The organism is Peribacillus tepidiphilus, assembly GCF_009466385.1.
GTDB lineage: Bacteria > Bacillota > Bacilli > Bacillales > DSM-1321 > Bacillus_BN > Bacillus_BN tepidiphilus.
Map to the genome: position 1 here is coordinate 1 of NZ_WIAQ01000002.1, position 17021 is coordinate 17021.

The window sequence follows — 17021 nt, forward strand, 5'->3', positions numbered from 1 at the left end:
CTATTGGAGTCACCGAGGGTTAAGAAGTCTAACTGAAAGGTATCAGACTCTACGTCATACTTAATTGAACCGCCGTATACCGAACGGTACGTACGGTGGTGTGAGAGGTCGGGGGTTAGTCACCCCCTCCTACTCGATTATGTTTACCAAACAAAATGTAATACATATTTAACTTAATGTTAAATACAGTTGACACGATGTTAAGAATACTGTACATTCGTAATATAAAATATTGGAAAAGGTGGTAAGATGCTCCTTAATCGGGTAAAAGAGTTTAGAGCAAGATTTAACTTAACTCAAAGTGATCTGGCTGAAAAAATAGGAGTTACGAGACAAACAGTTGGTTTTATTGAAAAAGGAGATTATTCTCCATCTATACAGTTGGCATTAAAAATGGCAAAAGTGTTCCAGTGCAGCGTGGAAGAGATTTTTTGGATAGAGGAGGAATAAAATGCTAAGTAAAATGGCTAGATCACCTTTTTGGTCATTGGTTTTCATATTTGAATTAGTTATATTTTACTTCTTAATTACGTTGATTGAACAGCAATCATGATTATTCTTTTATTAGCGATTTGTCAGTTTTTAATTTTCTGGTTAGAAATTAAAAAAGCAAATTCTTAAGGAGAAGATAAAATGGAAATGTTATCATCCCTTTGGGAGTACGTTCTTATTTTTTTATTGGCTGCTGTTCCTTGGATTGAAATTGCAGCAGTGATTCCTTTAGGTATACTGCGTGATCTTTCTCCTGTTTGGGTGGGAGTTTTAGCGTTTACGGGAAATTTTGTTACAGTTTTTATTTTGATTGTTTTTTTTGAAAAATTTCGCGCAAGAAAAAAGAAAAACATAGAAGATAAGCAGCCTTCCAAAAGACAAAAAAGAGCAAAAGAAATTTGGAATAAATACGGTCTTCCTGGCATCACCTTGGCAGCGCCCCTATTCATTGGAACGCACATTGCTGCAGCTATTGGAATGGCTCTTGGTGCAAGGAAAACGTGGATGACGATCTGGATGACCATAAGTCTACTCATATGGACGATTTTTTTAACAGTTGCTTCATATTATGGTGTAGATTTGTTGTTATAATAAAGAATCAAAAATAACAGCCGGGATTCCAGCTGTTATTTTTTTAGCCCGTTTTCAAGTGCTGTGAGCATGTCTTGTTTCTCTTCTTCAGAAGAGTTTTGCCAAATGATTTCAAATAAAACGCCAAGTCCCGGAAGCATTTTTTCTTCACCGCTTTGGATTGCATCCACAATGGTATCTTCTAGCTGTTCCTGAGAATTTCCTGAAACGTTCTGGATAATGGCATGTCGCAGATTTAGATTCATTTTTAAAGCCTCCTATTCAATTATGGCACTGCTTTTATCCTTTCTCACACAACAATTTATTATGTATAAAGTTTAAGCTATAATAGGAAAATCAGGCTGAAGAAGGAGAGAGAGTATTTGAAATACATTCAGTCCACAAATAACCCGCAGGTCAAACAATGGAAGAAGCTGTTAACAAAAAAAGAGCGTGATAAAACCGGTTTATTTCTTGTTGAAGGCTTTCACTTAGTGGAAGAAGCATTAAAACACAAGCGAGCTATATCGATTATTAAAAGTGAAGAAATCGATTTACCGACAAAATGGGATATTCAAGATGAAGATCTGTACGAAGTCCCAAAAGAAATCATAAAGCTTTTAGCTGAAACTGAAAATACACAAGGTGTATTTGCTGTTTGTGAAAAGATAGAAATTGAGCCTGATCAGTACAATAAGATATTAATGTTGGATGCAGTGCAGGATCCTGGCAACCTTGGCACTATTATACGGACAGCGGATGCAGCTGGAGTTGACTTTATTGTCCTTGGAGAAGGGTGCGTAGACCTTTATAACGGAAAAGCACTTCGCTCCACTCAAGGTTCTGTATTTCATTTGCCAATTGTAAAAGGGAAATTGGAAGAATGGATCCCAAGATTAAAACAACAAGGAATTCCAGTTTTTGGGACAGCTCTTGAAAATGCAGTGAGCAGTACAGAAGTATCTAAGCAAAAATCATTTGCATTAATTGTTGGTAATGAGGGAAATGGAGTTAGAAAAGAAATATTAGACATGTGCGATCAGAACCTGTACATTCCAATCTATGGACAAGCAGAATCGTTAAATGTAACCGTTGCAACGGGTATTTTATTATATACATTATGATGTGAATGGAAAGGCAGTTGCATATCCTAAAAAAACTGACTATAATGATTGAGTAATAACTAATATGAAAAAGACGATGACAGAGAAAAGTAGCTTTTTGGAAGCATGCAGGGAGAAAATGCCGGGGACTGAAAGCATTTTTATGTGGAAAAGAAGTGAAGTTCACCTCTGTAGTCGGCATCGGGACCGCATGGAATGTGCGTAAAGATGCACCGGTGAAAAGCCGTTATCTTAAGTGAGTGAGTGTACAGATTATTTGTACATTAACAAGGGTGGTACCGCGAAATGTAACCTCGTCCCTTTTTTTGGGGCGAGTTTTTTTATTTTATTACAGATCCGCATATAAGCGGCTTGAATAAAGGAGGAAAATACATGCAAGAGCGTTTACAGGAACTGCAAGTTGAGGCGATTGCCAAGGTTGAGGCAGCTTCCAATTTAAAAGAATTGAATGATATTCGCGTAGCGTACTTAGGGAAAAAAGGCCCAATCACGGAAGTACTTCGTGGAATGGGAAAGCTTTCTGCTGAAGAAAGACCAAAAATCGGGGCATTGGCAAACGAAGTACGTGAAGCGATTGCTCAAAAAATTGAGGAAAAGCAAATCGCAATGGAAGAAGCTGCGGTGCAAGAAAAGTTAGCAGCTGAAAAAATCGATGTTACGCTTCCAGGTCGTCCAATAAAAGTGGGAAATCATCATCCCCTAACAAAAGTTATAGAAGAAATTGAAGACTTGTTTATTGGTATGGGTTATCAGGTTGCAGAAGGTCCTGAGGTAGAAAAGGATTATTATAATTTTGAAGCACTTAACCTTCCAAAAGGCCATCCAGCTCGTGACATGCAAGATTCCTTCTATATTACGGAGGAAATTTTACTTCGCACCCATACCTCTCCTGTTCAAGCTAGAACGATGGAGAAACATGAAGGAAAGGGTCCTGTTAAAATTATTTGTCCGGGTAAAGTGTATCGCCGCGATCATGACGATGCTACTCACTCCCACCAGTTTACACAAATTGAAGGACTTGTGATTGATGAAAACATCCGTATGAGTGACTTGAAGGGAACACTTGAGGTATTCGCAAAAAGAATGTTTGGTGAAGATCGTGAAATTCGCCTGCGTCCAAGCTTCTTCCCTTTCACAGAGCCGTCTGTAGAAATGGATATCTCATGTAAAATGTGTGGTGGACATGGCTGTAATGTATGTAAAGGAACTGGCTGGATTGAGATTTTAGGTGCAGGTATGGTTCACCCAAATGTCCTTGAAATGGCAGGATTTGATTCAAATAAATATTCTGGTTTTGCTTTTGGTATGGGACCTGAACGAATTGCCATGCTGAAATACGGAATTGATGATATTCGTCATTTTTACACAAATGACATTCGATTCTTAAAACAATTTAGTCGTCACGAAGGATAAGAGGAGGGAAACTATGTTTGTTTCATATAAATGGCTGCAGCAGTATGTAGATTTAAGCGGAATTACTGCTGAAGAATTGGCAGAAAAAATTACGAAGAGCGGAATTGAAGTAGAAGGCGTAGAAAAGAAAAGCGAAGGCATTTCAAACGTCGTTGTAGGTCATGTGTTAGAATGCGAAAAACATCCACAAGCTGATAAATTAAATAAATGCTTAGTAGACGTTGGTGAAGAAAATCCCGTTCAAATCATCTGTGGTGCATCAAACGTAGCAAAAGGTCAAAAGGTAGCAGTAGCGAAAGTAGGCGCTGTATTGCCTGGCAATTTTAAAATTAAAAAAGCAAAGCTTCGCGGGGAAGAATCACATGGAATGATTTGTTCTCTTCAAGAGCTTGGAATAGAAAGTAAACTGATCGCAAAAGAATATGCAACAGGAATTTTTGTATTCCCGAATGATGCAGAAGTGGGAAGCAATGCTTTAGAGCAGCTTGGATTAGATGATGAAGTTCTTGAGCTCGGTCTCACACCAAATCGTGCAGATTGCTTAAGCATGCTTGGTGTAGCATATGAAGTAGGGGCTATTTTAGGCAGAGAAGTCAAATGGCCGGAAGCTTCAGTTGAAGCCGGAAATGAAAAAGCAGCAGATTATATTTCCATTACAGTTGAAGCAAATGAAGATAATCCGCTTTATGTAGCAAAGGTCATCAAGGATGTGAAGATTGGGCCTTCTCCTCTTTGGATGCAAGCAGCTTTAATGGCTAGCGGTATTCGCCCTCATAACAATATTGTAGACATCACGAACTATGTCTTACTTGAATATGGTCAGCCGCTTCATGCATTTGATTATGACCGTCTAGGTTCAAAGGAAATTGTAGTTAGAAGAGCAGCCGAAGGAGAAAAAATCGTTACGCTTGATGATACAGAACGTACATTAAAAGCAGATCATCTTGTAATTACAAATGGTAAAGAGCCTGTTGCATTAGCTGGTGTGATGGGAGGAGCGAATTCTGAAGTTGTTGACACTACAACGACTGTCCTTTTAGAATCAGCCTATTTTACAGGTTCGACTATTCGCAAAGCCTCTAAGGATCACGGACTTCGAAGTGAAGCAAGTGCACGGTTTGAAAAAGGTGTAGATCCAGAGCGCGTTCGTGCTGCAGCTGAAAGAGCAGCTTATCTCATGGAAAAATATGCAGGTGGAACAGTTCTCGAAGGCACAGTGGAAGTAGACACATTAAAAGTAGAGCCTTCTGTCGTTTCTATTACTTTACAAAAAATCAATAGCCGCCTTGGAACAGATTTATCTATGGCGGAAGTGGAAGATATTTTCAAACGATTGAAATTTGAAACATCCGTTGAAGGAAATGAAATCACGGTTACTGTTCCAACACGCCGTGGTGATATTTCTATAGAAGAAGACCTGATTGAAGAGGTTGCCCGTCTTTACGGCTATGACAACATTCCGAAAACTCTTCCAGTTGCAGCCTCAACTCCTGGAAAACTGTCTTCTTATCAGCTGAAGCGTCGCAAAGTACGCCGATTCTTAGAAGGAGCCGGACTGTACCAAGCGATTACGTATTCTTTAACAACAGCAGAAAAATCCACTCAATATGCGATTGAAAAAGCCGAACCGATTCGTTTAGCGATGCCGATGAGTGAAGATCGCAGTACATTACGATTAAGCATTGTACCTCAGTTATTAGAAGTTCTGAAGTATAATGTAGCCCGTCAAAATGATTCTGTAGCTCTTTATGAAACGGGGGCTGTGTTCTTAAAGAACTCCGACGATGAGCTACCAGTTGAAAAAGAGCATGTAGCAGGAGCTTTGACAGGTTTGTGGCATGCTCATTTATGGCAAGGCGAGAAGAAGCCAGTTGATTTCTATGTAGCAAAAGGTATTTTAGAAGGATTGTTTAACATACTTGGTGTTTCCGAACAAATTACCTATGAAGCTGCTGAAATCGATGGCATGCACCCTGGACGTACGGCTAAGGTCCTTTTAAATGGTGAATTTATCGGATTTGTAGGTCAGGTTCATCCGAAAGTCCAAAAAGAATATGACTTAAAAGAAACGTATGTATTCGAGTTATCATTAAAAGCCTTAATTGAAGCAGAAGTTGCTCCAATTGCCTATGAAACGATTCCACGTTATCCATCGATTACACGTGATATAGCACTTGTTGTGAATAAAGAAGTATCGGCTGGTCAGCTAAAAGCATTGATTGAAGAAGCTGGCGGCAAACTACTAAAAGAGGTTTCTGTATTTGACCTATATGAAGGTGAAAGAATGGAACCAGGCAAAAAATCGATTGCCTACTCGCTTCGCTACTTCGATCCAGAAAAAACATTGACAGACGAAGAAGTGACAAAAGCACACAATAAGGTTCTTGAAGCTGTAAAAGAAAAAGCTGGAGCTGAGTTGCGCGGATAATCCAAACAAACAGGCTAACGCAACCCCATATGGCATATAAACCATGAGGGGTTGCGAAGTGACCCAGTAAAATGGGACAAGGAAAAAACACCTCCTGAATCGAATGTATAACTTACTTCGATTTGTGGAGGTGTTTGTCTTATGGAGACAAGAGTTCATGATCCAGAGGAGATCAAGCAGAAAGCTATCGAGATGAAACAAGCAGGGTATACCAACCGAGAAATTATGGAGACGTTAGGGATTAAAAATAAGACTAAAAGAAGTCCTACGGCTTAAATATGGAATCAAGTTGAATCGCAAAACCGTACAAAAAATCATGCAAAAACGGAATCTTCAATGCCGTGTGAAGAAAAAACGTCAAAACTGGATCAATGGAGAAAGTAAAATCATCGTACTGAATCGTTTAAACCGTGATTTTACGGCTTCTCAACCAAATGAAAAGTGGGTAACGGATATCACTTATTTGACGTTTGGTACTTCGATGCTTTACTTGTCAACCATTATGGCAAATGGTTCAGAATTACATCTATTATTATAATCAAATTCGAATTCAGGCCAAATTAAACTACCTGTCTCCTATTGAGTTCAGGAAACAGGCAACATAGGTGTTTTTTCTGTGTCTCAAATAGGTGGGTCAGTCCAGTTGCGTCAGCAGCTTTTTGTTATACATAAAAGTTTCTGATCTAGCAAGTTGAACCAAAAATCCCGCTAAGTGATCGATATATCTACTTAGTAATCGAAAGCCTCTTTTTTTCTTGAATGAATCTAGAATAAAACGTTTATATTAAAGGATAGAGAAACGTAATGAAAGGTAGGATCATATGAAAGAAACACTTTTAGCTCTTCTTGCCGGCATGATCGTAGGTGGAGTATTTCAATTAATAAAACTGCCAATACCTGCCCCTCCAGTTTTTAGTGCAGTGGTCGGAGTGTTTGGAGTCTATTTTGGAGCTAAGTTAGTACAAATGTTTTTGTGATCCATTATTTTAGGTTTACTACAGCAGGACAGGATATATTTCATAAGTTTTTAAGGAAAAGGCATATTGAAAATTCCTTGTAAAGGGATTTATTCAATTGCCTTTTGTTATTTTTAAGGTTGGTGGAAGTGGATATACGATCTACCTTTTTGTGAGCTTTTGGTTCGTAAGAATGGTTTGCCAACCATTCTTTACGAAAATGAGCTTTCCTCCCATTTGTTCTTTATAAATCCACACTCATATTATCTCCTCTTTTTCACAATCGACAGGGCTTTTTCAGTATTTGCAAAATGCAATTTAGTAAATTCCTTTAAAGCTTCTTGACCTTTTGCCATAATTAGCTTTGCTGCAGCTGTATCTACCGCAGGACCGGCCCCTTTTGGCAATACAAATCCTGCTTTTTCACTCAATTTTTCAAATTGTTTTACAAAAGCGGCTCTTGCCAAAATGGACGCCGCAGCGACAGATACGTGCATACTTTCCGCACCCGTGCTTAAATAGATTTTGTCTGCTTCAAACATTTCCTGTCCTTTTAAATAATTGAAGAATACATCAGGTTGTGCGAATTGATCAATAAATATCGCTTCAGGTTTTACAGGTTCCATATTCTTTAATACATTTTTAATGGCTACATTATGTAGGTAGGCTTTTATTTTTCCTTGGGACATCCCTTTACCCTGCAGTTCATTGTATTTCAGATTATCTAAAACGAGTAAGCTAAATGTGACAGCATGCTTTAACTGAGAAGCAATCTCTAAAATTTGCGGGTCCTTTAGGTTCTTGGAATCTCGGACTCCTAATTCTTTTAGCAGAGAAATTTTTTCTGCCGGTACATAAACGGCTGAAACCGTAATGGGTCCAAAGTAATCTCCCGTACCTACTTCATCGGAACCAACTACCGAGAGTGTTCCAATATTTTCAGGAGGAGAGTAAGCATGTTTTTTCACTGAAGTAGAGGGAACCTTCTTAGACGGTGCAGAAGTATGATGGCTATTCCCCCATTTACTTGCTTCTGTCTCTGCGTGGGCTCCTTGAAACAGGACTTTACCGGATTTATAAGCAGTAATGGTACATCCTGATGGCTTTGCCGAAAACACACTTCCAGGAGGAAATACTGGGGTAAGAACACTAGAATAATAATCTTTCATTTTATTAATTTGCTCTTGACTTAGAACTAAAACGATAGTAGACATCAAAGTAAACTCCTTTTGAATAGGTATTGTCTGCAAATTTTTAACAAAATATGAACAAATCCGATAGAAATCGACATTGTTATTCTTTCAAGCTGAAAAACTTTTTGATATGATATAGATTAGGATTCTTTAGATTGGAGGCATCACCTTGTCAGACAAGAAAAAAAATAAAATAACTGTTGATATATATGGACAGCAATACACAATCGTTGGTGAGGAAAGCTCCAGCCATATAAGACTGGTTGCCTCGATGGTAGATGATAAGATGCGTGAGATCAGCGCTAAGAATCCATATCTAGATATTAGTAAGCTTGCAGTATTAACAGCAGTCAATGCTGTACACGACTACTTAAAGATTAAAGACCAGTTAACCATGATGCAACTGGAACAAAGAAATGAAAAGGATGAAAGCAATGCTTGATATAGCCATAGTTGGTATTTTTCTGATTGGCTTCATTGTTGGTCTTAGAAGAGGCTTCATTTTACAAGTAATTCATTTAACTGGTTTTTTTGTTGCTTTCATTGCAGCTTATATGAATTACCGTGAACTAGCACCGAAGCTTAAGCTTTGGATTCCATTTCCTATGATGGGTGACCAGTCGTCTTTTACCATGCTGTTTGATCAAATTGGATTAGATGTAGCGTATTATAATGCGATTGCCTTTGCGATTATTTTCTTTGCAGTCAAAGTTTTATGGCAGTTGATTGGCTCTATGCTTGATTTTATTGCCCATTTCCCAATTTTAAAAACACTAAATAGATGGGGCGGCGGTGTTTTGGGTCTTGCTGAAGTTTATCTTATCATGTTTATCCTTATTTACATAGCTGCTATGCTGCCGGTTGAAATGATTCAAGTGCAAATTCAAGACTCTTTTCTAGCTAAGTCTATGGTTAAAAATACACCGATTTTTTCCGAGAAAATAAAAGATATGTGGTTTGAATACATATCCTCGTAAGACTGTCCGATAAAATACAGGCTTCCATGTATTTTATCGTGGATGGTCTTTTTAACTTTATAAGAGCTAAGCAGGCGCTTTCCGCTCTTGTACTTTGTTATAAACGACTGTATCTTAAATTAAGGGTAAACTAATAAAAGACGTATTCTTCTGGATGGAATGCTTACTTTGGTTTGTGTAGGTGATGACAATGTCAGTTAATAAAAAAGATGTTATCAAACTTCTTGAAAATATTGCAATTTATATGGAGTTAAAAGGAGAAAATCCATTTAAGGTGTCGGCATTTCGAAAAGCTGCCCAGGCTTTGGAAAATGATGATCGCAGTCTGAAGGAAATCGACGACTTCACTGCTTTATCTGGTATCGGAAAAGGAACAGCAGCCGTGATTGAAGAGTTTATAAAAGAAGGAAAATCGACCGTTTTATCTGAGCTGCAAGAAGAGGTTCCGAAAGGACTTATTCCGTTACTTCAGCTTCAGGGAATGGGCGGGAAAAAGATCGCTAAATTATATAAGGAACTGAATATCACGAACGCAGACGAGCTGAAAGCAGCTTGTGAAGAAGGGAAGGTTCGTGAATTATCCGGCTTTGGGAAAAAAACGGAAGAAAAAATCCTTGCTGCTTTAAAAAAAGTGGGCTCTAGACCGGAACGTTTTCCGCTTTCTTTCGTATTACCAATTGCTAAAGATATCGAAATCTATTTGTCTAATGTTAAAGAAATTGAACGTTATTCGAGAGCGGGGAGTCTACGCCGCCTAAAAGAGACAGTCAAAGATTTGGACTTTATTATTGCTACGACAAGACCGGATCAAGTGAAAGAGCAATTATTAAAGCTGCCTTCCATTAAAGAAGTAATAGCCTCCGGAAATACAAAGGTTTCCTTAATGCTTTCCTATCAATATGATATCTCCATTGACTTTCGAATGGTGAAGCCTGAGGAGTTTATCACAACCCTGCATCATTTTACTGGCTCTAAAGAACATAACGTAAGAATGAGACAGCTGGCCAAGGAAAAAGGGGAAAAAATCAGTGAATATGGTGTGGAAAATTTAGAAACAGGTGAAGTGCTAACCTTCCAAACGGAGGAAGAATTTTTTCAGCATTTCGGCTTAAGCTATATTCCTCCTGAAGCTAGAGAAGACGGAACGGAAATTGACAAATTTTCTAATTTCGACCAGCTTATTTCCCTTGAGGATATGAAAGGGGACCTTCATATGCATTCTTCTTGGAGCGATGGGGCCTATTCCATTGAAGAAATGGTTGAAGCTTGCCGTGCGAAAGGCTATCAATATATGGCAATCACCGATCACTCCCAATATTTGAAGGTTGCAAATGGATTGACTGCTGAACGCTTACAAGAACAAAAGAAAGTGATTGCCGAGCTTAATAAAAAGTATGATGATATATTAATCTTATCAGGAGTCGAGATGGATATTTTACCCGACGGGACTTTGGATTACGATGATGAACTGTTAAAGGAAATGGATCTTGTAATCGCCTCCATCCATTCCAGCTTTTCGCAGCCTAAAGAAAAAATTATGAACCGTTTGAAAACAGCTCTCAAAAACGCTCATGTCGATATTATTGCACATCCTACAGGACGGCTGATCGGAAGACGTTCGGGTTATGAAGTCGATATGGACATGCTGATCCAGCTCGCAAAAGAAACCAACACAGCATTGGAGTTAAACGCCAATCCTAATCGATTAGATCTGGCACCACCCTATTTAAGAAAAGCTCAGGAAGCCGGTGTTATGCTAGTTATTAATACGGATGCTCATAATATTGATATGTTGGAGCATATGGCAATCGGTGTTTCAACCGCAAAGAAGGGTTGGATTTTAAAGGATTCCGTATTGAATGCAAAATCCAAAGAGGAATTGCTCGCATTTTTAAAAAGAAATGATTAATTATTTACAATAAGGGGGATTTTTCTCCATGCATCATAAAGTTTTAAAAACATTGGAGTTTTATAAAATACGGGAACAACTGCAAAAGTTTGTTTCCTCAAAGCTTGGCGCAGAGCTGGTAGAAAAGCTCTTGCCATCTTCAAATTTTGATGAAGTAGTCAAATGGCAGCATGAGACCGATGAAGCTGCCACCGTTATTCGATTAAAAGGAAATGTACCGCTAGGCGGCATTTTTGATATTCGTCCGCATGCTAAAAGAGCCCAGATAGGCGGAATGCTCAGTCCGCAAGAATTAATGGAGATTGCTTCCACTATAAGAGCAGGGAGAATCCTGCAAAAGTTCTTTGAAGAAATGCTAGAAGAGGGTATTGAGCTTCCTGCTATTCAGGAGTATATCCAATCCATTTTTGTTATGACGGATATAGAAAAATTGATTTCCAATGCAATTGGGGAGCAGGGAGAAGTACTGGATTCTGCAAGCGAAAAGCTTAGAACGTTGAGAAGCCAATTGCGTACGAATGAAGCTAGAGTAAGGGAAAGGCTAGAGAGCATGATTCGTTCTTCATCGGCTCAGAAAATGCTCTCCGATGCCATTATTACGATTCGTAATGAAAGGTTTGTTATTCCTGTTAAACAGGAGTACCGTTCTCATTACGGAGGGATCGTCCATGATCAGTCTTCATCTGGACAAACTTTATTTATTGAACCTCAAGCAATTGTTCAACTGAATAATGATTTACAAGAAATTCGTATGAAAGAGCAGCAAGAAATTGAAAGAATCTTACTGTTATTATCTACTACAGTTGGTGAGTATACAAACGAACTGTTGCAGAATGTCAAAGTCTTGGCAAAGCTTGACTTTATGTTTGCCAAAGCAAGATACGCTAAAGAATTAAAAGCTTCTAAGCCAGCTTTAAACCGAGAAGGTCGAATCAAGCTTTTAAAAGCGAGACATCCATTGCTTCCTATTGAAGAAGCAGTACCTAATGATATATTTTTAGGCGATGAATTTTCAGCGATTGTCATTACCGGACCAAACACGGGTGGAAAAACCGTAACATTAAAAACGGTTGGTCTTTGTACCTTAATGGCTCAAGCTGGTTTACAAATTCCTGCCATGGACGGTTCTGAAGCAGCCGTGTTTGAATCAGTTTTTGCGGATATCGGTGATGAACAGTCGATTGAGCAAAGCTTAAGTACGTTTTCATCTCATATGGTAAACATTGTAGAAATCTTGAAAAATGTAGACCAAAATAGCTTAGTGCTCTTTGACGAATTGGGAGCAGGAACAGATCCTCAAGAGGGAGCAGCCCTTGCCATTTCAATATTGGACGAAGTGTACAATCGTGGGGCTAGAATTATTGCTACCACTCACTATCCGGAATTAAAAGCATACGGGTACAATCGTGAAGGAGTCGTGAATGCAAGTGTTGAATTTAATGTTGAAACGTTAAGTCCAACCTATAAGCTGCTTATTGGTGTTCCAGGCCGAAGCAATGCGTTTGAAATATCGAAACGGCTCGGTTTAGATGAAAAAATTATTCAGCAGGCTCGCGGATATATTGGAGAAGACACGAATAAAGTAGAAAATATGATTGCTTCCTTAGAAGTGAGCCGAAAGATGGCAGAGGAAGAACGAAAAGAAGCACATGAGCTATTAAAAACGGCAGAAAAGCTTCATAAGGATTTGCAAAAGCAAATGATGGAGTATTACGAGCAAAAAGACAAAATGCTTGAAAAAGCTGAATCGGAAGCAAAACAGCTCGTTGAAAAAGCTAAAGCAGAAGCAGAACATATCATAAAAGAGCTAAGAGATTTACGAATCCGGAAAAATGCTGAAGTAAAAGAGCATGAGCTAATCGAAGCTCGTCGTCGTTTAGAAGAAGCGGCACCTAAGCTAACGAAAAAGAAGAAAACGATCGTAAAAGCTTCAAAGCATGAATTCAAGCCTGGAGATGAAGTTAAGGTATTAAGCTTTAATCAAAAAGGGCATTTAGTTGAAAAAGTTTCCTCAGATGAATGGCAGGTCCAAATTGGAATCATGAAGATGAAGGTAAACGAAAGCGACTTAGTTTATATCGATAGCCCAAAACCTGTTGAAACCAAGCCGCTTGCTACTGTCAGAGGAAAAGATTTTCATGTTGGGCTTGAGCTGGATCTTCGCGGTGAGAGATATGAGGATGCAATACTCCGTGTCGAAAAATATATCGATGATGCCCTTTTAGCTGGATATCCGAGAGTTTCTATTATTCATGGTAAAGGGACTGGGGCACTAAGACAAGGAGTACAAGAATATTTAAAAAACCACCGCTCTGTTAAAAGAATTCGTTTTGGTGAAGCAGCCGAAGGCGGATTAGGTGTTACGGTAGTAGAATTTAAATAATGCGGGAGAAAAAAGATGAATTCTTTCTGGGAAAATGAATTTGTTAAAATTGCTGCCTACTATAGTGTAGTTGTCCTTTGTGTCATTGTGTTTTTAGCGGTCTTTGAGCTTGTAACGAAGTACAAAAATTGGGAAGAAATCAAAAAAGGAAACTTGTCCGTAGCGATGGCCACAGGCGGGAAAATTTTTGGTATAGCCAATGTTTTTCGTCATTCCATCATGCAGCATGATTCATTACTATCCTTAATTAGCTGGGGAGTGTTCGGTTTTATCCTTCTGTTAATCGGTTATTTTATCTATGAATTTTTAACCCCGGGATTTAAGATTGATGAAGAAATTCAAAATGACAATCGTGCTGTTGGGTTCATTTCTCTGGCCATCTCCGTTGGCTTATCGTATGTAATCGGTGCAGGAATTTCATAGAGGAGAGAAATAAAGTGGAAAAATTGGCGAAAATTCTCTTGCTTTTGTGCGGAGGGTTTGTATTATTTGGGATTGTCTATATGATGTTTTTTGCTAAATAAATAACCTTTAACATTCAAAAGGAATCAGCTGAATGGCTGATTCCTTTTTGAATGTAGTCAAAGTATATTTCACGCACTTTCAGACTGATTGAAAACGCTTGTCAGTCTAGGAACGAACCCGTGCGAGGAGCGGAGTTACCATAGACGGTAATGAGCACCGGAGGAGGGTTCGTGACGAAGAATGCGAGCGTTTGTCAACAGTCTGAAGGAATCAGCTGAATGGCTGATTCCTTTTTGAATGTAGTCAAAGTATATTTCACGCACACTCAGACTTCTTAATTTGAAAATCACGAATAGAATAAATCATGCTAAAAGAACAAACCTAATAATTGTCACTAAAAGTTCGTTATATTATAATAAAATTGAAAGTTTTGAAAATTTAAAACAAAGGAGGAAAAGTTATGGCGGAAAAACTTTGGCTAGAGAACTATCCGAGAGAAATCCCTCCTACACTGTCTTATGATAACAAACCCCTTCAAAGCTACCTGAAAGAGACTGCTGAACAATATCCAGACAAAACATCTATTCACTTTTTGGGAAAAGAGTTATCGTTTAAAGAAGTGTATGAGTCAGCATTGAAGTTTGCTAATTATTTAAAGGATTTAGGAATTAAGAAGGGTGACAGAGTAGCCATTATGCTGCCCAATACACCGCAGTCTGTAATCAGTTATTTCGGCATCCTGTTTGCAGGTGGAATTGTTGTTCAGACCAATCCTTTATATATGGAGAGGGAACTTCAATACCAAATGCAGGATTCTGGCGCAAAAGCAATTATTACACTTGATATTTTATTCCCGAGAGTATCAAAAGTCATGCCGGAAACAAATCTAGAGCACATTATTGTAACCGCTATCAAAGATTACTTACCCTTTCCTAAAAACTTGATTTATCCGTTTGTTCAGAAGAAGCAATATGGTATAACGGTTAAAGTAGAACATGAGGGGAATCATCATCTGCTATCTGAAATCCTTAAACAAACAAGAGCAGATGAAATATCTATTGAAATGGACCCTGATCATGATTTGGCGCTGCTTCAATATACGGGTGGAACGACTGGCTTTCCAAAAGGAGTTATGCTAACGCACAGTAACCTTGTATCAAACGTTAAGATGTGTACAGCTTGGATGTATAAATGTAAACGTGGAGAAGAAACCGTTCTAGGTATTCTGCCATTTTTTCATGTGTATGGGATGACGGCAGTCATGATTTTATCGGTGATGGAAGGATACAAAATGGTTCTTTTACCAAAGTTTGATGCAGAAACCACTTTAAAAACCATTCAAAAGCAAAGACCAACCTTATTTCCAGGCGCACCAACCATCTATATCGCCTTGTTAAACCACCCGGATATCCATAAATATGATTTATCATCGATTGATTCATGTATCAGTGGCTCTGCCCCACTTCCAGTTGAAGTACAGGAAAAATTCGAACAAGTAACAGGCGGGAAGGTTGTTGAAGGCTATGGATTAACAGAAACGTCACCAGTGACTCATGCGAATTTCCTTTGGGATAAGCCAAGAATTAAAGGAAGCATAGGAGTTCCATGGCCTGATACTGATTCTGCCATTTTATCTTTGGAAACAGGAGAGCCGGTTGAGCCAAATGAAATTGGAGAAATCGCTGTAAAAGGTCCTCAAGTGATGAAAGGATATTGGAACAGACCTGAAGAAACAGAGATGGTGTTTCGAAACGGATGGTTTTTAACTGGAGATTTAGGATATATGGATGAAAAGGGATATTTCTATGTTGTGGACCGTAAAAAGGATATGATCATTGCGGGTGGCTTTAATATTTACCCAAGAGAAGTAGAAGAGGTATTATATGAGCATGAAGCCGTGCAAGAAACCGTAGTAGCAGGAGTACCAGATCCATACAGAGGAGAAACGGTTAAAGCATATATTGTCTTAAAAGAAGGAATGAAAGTTACAGAAGAAGAATTAAATGAATTTGCCCGTAAACATTTAGCAGCTTTTAAGGTGCCGAGGATTTATGAGTTTCGAAAGGAACTGCCGAAAACTGCTGTAGGAAAAATCCTTCGCAGAGCACTTGTTGAAGAAGAAAGAAATAAATTGTCTGAAGAGAAAAAGCAAGCTTGAGTGTTTTCGAGCCTGATTCTTAGGCTCTTTTTATTTGAACGTACGATTTTCTTGACAGAAGTTTAGCAGCATTTTATGATAAAAATATGAATGATTATTCATTCATTATTGCTCCCAAAGAAAAATTTTATGACATCAACACACTTCCTTGATGTAAAATGATCTTCCGTAAGGGTAGTGTTACAGATATGCCACAACTGTTGGTAGTCTGAACATGAGTGATGTATCATTCGCTTCTCTGAAAGGGGAATAGGCTGTTGAAAAAGAATAAACCTAAATATAAACAAATCATTGATGCTGCTGTTATTGTAATTGCTGAACATGGTTATCATCAAGCTCAAGTTTCAAAAATTGCAAAACAGGCAGGAGTGGCAGACGGAACCATCTATCTTTATTTTAAAAATAAAGAAGATATTTTGATATCATTATTTCAAGAAAAAATGGGTTTCTTTGTTGAAAAAATTGAAGAAGAAATAAGAGGAATTCAGTCTTCGACGGAGAAATTGTTAGTATTGGTCGAAAAACATTTTCGGATGCTTTCCGAAGATCCTCATCTTGCCATTGTGACCCAGCTTGAGTTGCGTCAATCCAATAAAGAGCTTCGTATGAAAATTAACGATGTTCTAAAAGGATATCTTCGTCTAGTAGATCAAATTCTAAAGCATGGGATCGAAAGCGGAGAATTTCGAGAGGATTTAAATTATCGATTAGCCAGACAAATGATTTTTGGAACCATCGATGAAGTCGTCACTACGTGGGTTATGAACGATCAAAAGTACAGTTTACCAGATTTAACGAAAGAGGTGCATCAACTACTGATCAGCGGTATCAATAGTTCCTCTCCTCTTAAAGTGTGACAATCTAAAAGAGGCATTATTTCTTGCCTCTTTTAGATTGAGTAAGTTTCTCTTTATCTATAATTATTTTGAATTACATAACATAATAATCTATAC

Annotated in this window: 17 protein-coding genes, 1 pseudogene and 1 other annotated feature; of the genes and pseudogenes, 16 read left to right on the forward strand and 2 right to left on the reverse strand. The window is 38.4% G+C overall.

Features of this window, described 5'->3' with window-relative positions:
• Positions 1 to 249 precede the first annotated feature (249 nt).
• Entirely contained in the window at positions 250 to 450 is a 201-nt protein-coding gene (locus GD441_RS01335; protein ID WP_153122896.1) for a helix-turn-helix transcriptional regulator, read from the forward strand.
• A gap of 183 nt (positions 451 to 633) precedes the next feature.
• The gene (locus GD441_RS01340) at positions 634 to 1083 is read left to right on the forward strand and encodes a small multi-drug export protein (protein WP_153122898.1); all 450 of its coding nucleotides are present in this window, start codon (positions 634 to 636) and stop codon (positions 1081 to 1083) included.
• A 35-nt stretch (positions 1084 to 1118) separates the two neighbouring features.
• Here the strand turns inward: GD441_RS01340 and sspI are convergent, their stop codons facing one another.
• Positions 1119 to 1328, reverse strand: coding sequence for a small acid-soluble spore protein SspI (gene sspI, locus GD441_RS01345; protein WP_153122900.1), 210 nt, complete (start codon positions 1326 to 1328; stop codon positions 1119 to 1121).
• Positions 1329 to 1445: 117 nt separating this feature from the next.
• On the opposite strand from sspI, the gene GD441_RS01350 reads away from it, so the two are divergent.
• The 7 genes and pseudogenes from GD441_RS01350 to GD441_RS01375 all read left to right on the forward strand — a co-directional run bounded on the left by GD441_RS01350 (position 1446) and on the right by GD441_RS01375 (position 7004).
• Positions 1446 to 2186 carry a TrmH family RNA methyltransferase gene (locus GD441_RS01350; RefSeq protein WP_153122902.1) on the forward strand — a complete coding sequence of 247 codons (741 nt, stop codon included), beginning with the start codon at positions 1446 to 1448 and terminating at the stop codon, positions 2184 to 2186.
• A 67-nt stretch (positions 2187 to 2253) separates the two neighbouring features.
• Positions 2254 to 2490: a binding site (T-box leader), on the forward strand.
• 68 nt (positions 2491 to 2558) lie between these two features.
• A complete protein-coding gene (pheS, locus tag GD441_RS01355; protein ID WP_153122904.1) occupies positions 2559 to 3599 on the forward strand; it encodes a phenylalanine--tRNA ligase subunit alpha in 1041 nt (346 codons plus the stop codon).
• Between the two features lie 13 nt (positions 3600 to 3612).
• Entirely contained in the window at positions 3613 to 6027 is a 2415-nt protein-coding gene (pheT, locus tag GD441_RS01360) for a phenylalanine--tRNA ligase subunit beta (protein WP_153122906.1), read from the forward strand.
• Between the two features lie 141 nt (positions 6028 to 6168).
• A complete protein-coding gene (locus tag GD441_RS17400; RefSeq protein ID WP_263862420.1) occupies positions 6169 to 6303 on the forward strand; it encodes a hypothetical protein in 135 nt (44 codons plus the stop codon).
• A pseudogene (locus GD441_RS01365) lies at positions 6293 to 6532 on the forward strand (hypothetical protein); the annotation flags it as partial. The gene GD441_RS17400 and the pseudogene GD441_RS01365, both read left to right, overlap by 11 nt.
• 4 nt (positions 6533 to 6536) lie before the next feature.
• Positions 6537 to 6632, forward strand: coding sequence for an IS3 family transposase (locus tag GD441_RS17615; RefSeq protein WP_153122910.1), 96 nt, complete (start codon positions 6537 to 6539; stop codon positions 6630 to 6632).
• A 216-nt stretch (positions 6633 to 6848) separates the two neighbouring features.
• The gene (locus GD441_RS01375) at positions 6849 to 7004 is read left to right on the forward strand and encodes a XapX domain-containing protein (protein WP_153122912.1); all 156 of its coding nucleotides are present in this window, start codon (positions 6849 to 6851) and stop codon (positions 7002 to 7004) included.
• A gap of 242 nt (positions 7005 to 7246) precedes the next feature.
• On the opposite strand, the gene rnhC is transcribed toward GD441_RS01375, so the two are convergent.
• Positions 7247 to 8197: a ribonuclease HIII gene (gene rnhC, locus GD441_RS01380; RefSeq protein WP_153122914.1), complete on the reverse strand. Its 951-nt coding sequence runs from the start codon at positions 8195 to 8197 to the stop codon at positions 7247 to 7249.
• A 148-nt stretch (positions 8198 to 8345) separates the two neighbouring features.
• Between rnhC and zapA the strand changes: the two genes are divergently transcribed.
• From zapA to GD441_RS01415, 7 genes are all read left to right on the forward strand, one after another.
• Positions 8346 to 8618: a cell division protein ZapA gene (gene zapA, locus GD441_RS01385; protein WP_153122916.1), complete on the forward strand. Its 273-nt coding sequence runs from the start codon at positions 8346 to 8348 to the stop codon at positions 8616 to 8618.
• Positions 8611 to 9153 carry a CvpA family protein gene (locus GD441_RS01390; RefSeq protein ID WP_153122918.1) on the forward strand — a complete coding sequence of 181 codons (543 nt, stop codon included), beginning with the start codon at positions 8611 to 8613 and terminating at the stop codon, positions 9151 to 9153. The genes zapA and GD441_RS01390 overlap by 8 nt, the downstream gene beginning before the upstream one ends.
• Before the next feature lie 190 nt (positions 9154 to 9343).
• Positions 9344 to 11062 carry a DNA polymerase/3'-5' exonuclease PolX gene (gene polX, locus GD441_RS01395; protein WP_153122920.1) on the forward strand — a complete coding sequence of 573 codons (1719 nt, stop codon included), beginning with the start codon at positions 9344 to 9346 and terminating at the stop codon, positions 11060 to 11062.
• A 28-nt stretch (positions 11063 to 11090) separates the two neighbouring features.
• A complete protein-coding gene (locus GD441_RS01400; RefSeq protein ID WP_153122922.1) occupies positions 11091 to 13445 on the forward strand; it encodes an endonuclease MutS2 in 2355 nt (784 codons plus the stop codon).
• 15 nt (positions 13446 to 13460) lie between these two features.
• Positions 13461 to 13868: a DUF350 domain-containing protein gene (locus GD441_RS01405; protein ID WP_153122924.1), complete on the forward strand. Its 408-nt coding sequence runs from the start codon at positions 13461 to 13463 to the stop codon at positions 13866 to 13868.
• Between the two features lie 502 nt (positions 13869 to 14370).
• Positions 14371 to 16068: a long-chain-fatty-acid--CoA ligase gene (locus GD441_RS01410; protein WP_153122926.1), complete on the forward strand. Its 1698-nt coding sequence runs from the start codon at positions 14371 to 14373 to the stop codon at positions 16066 to 16068.
• Positions 16069 to 16325: 257 nt separating this feature from the next.
• Positions 16326 to 16925, forward strand: a complete 600-nt coding sequence (locus tag GD441_RS01415) for a TetR/AcrR family transcriptional regulator (protein ID WP_153122928.1) — start codon at positions 16326 to 16328, stop codon at positions 16923 to 16925.
• Positions 16926 to 17021 lie beyond the last annotated feature (96 nt).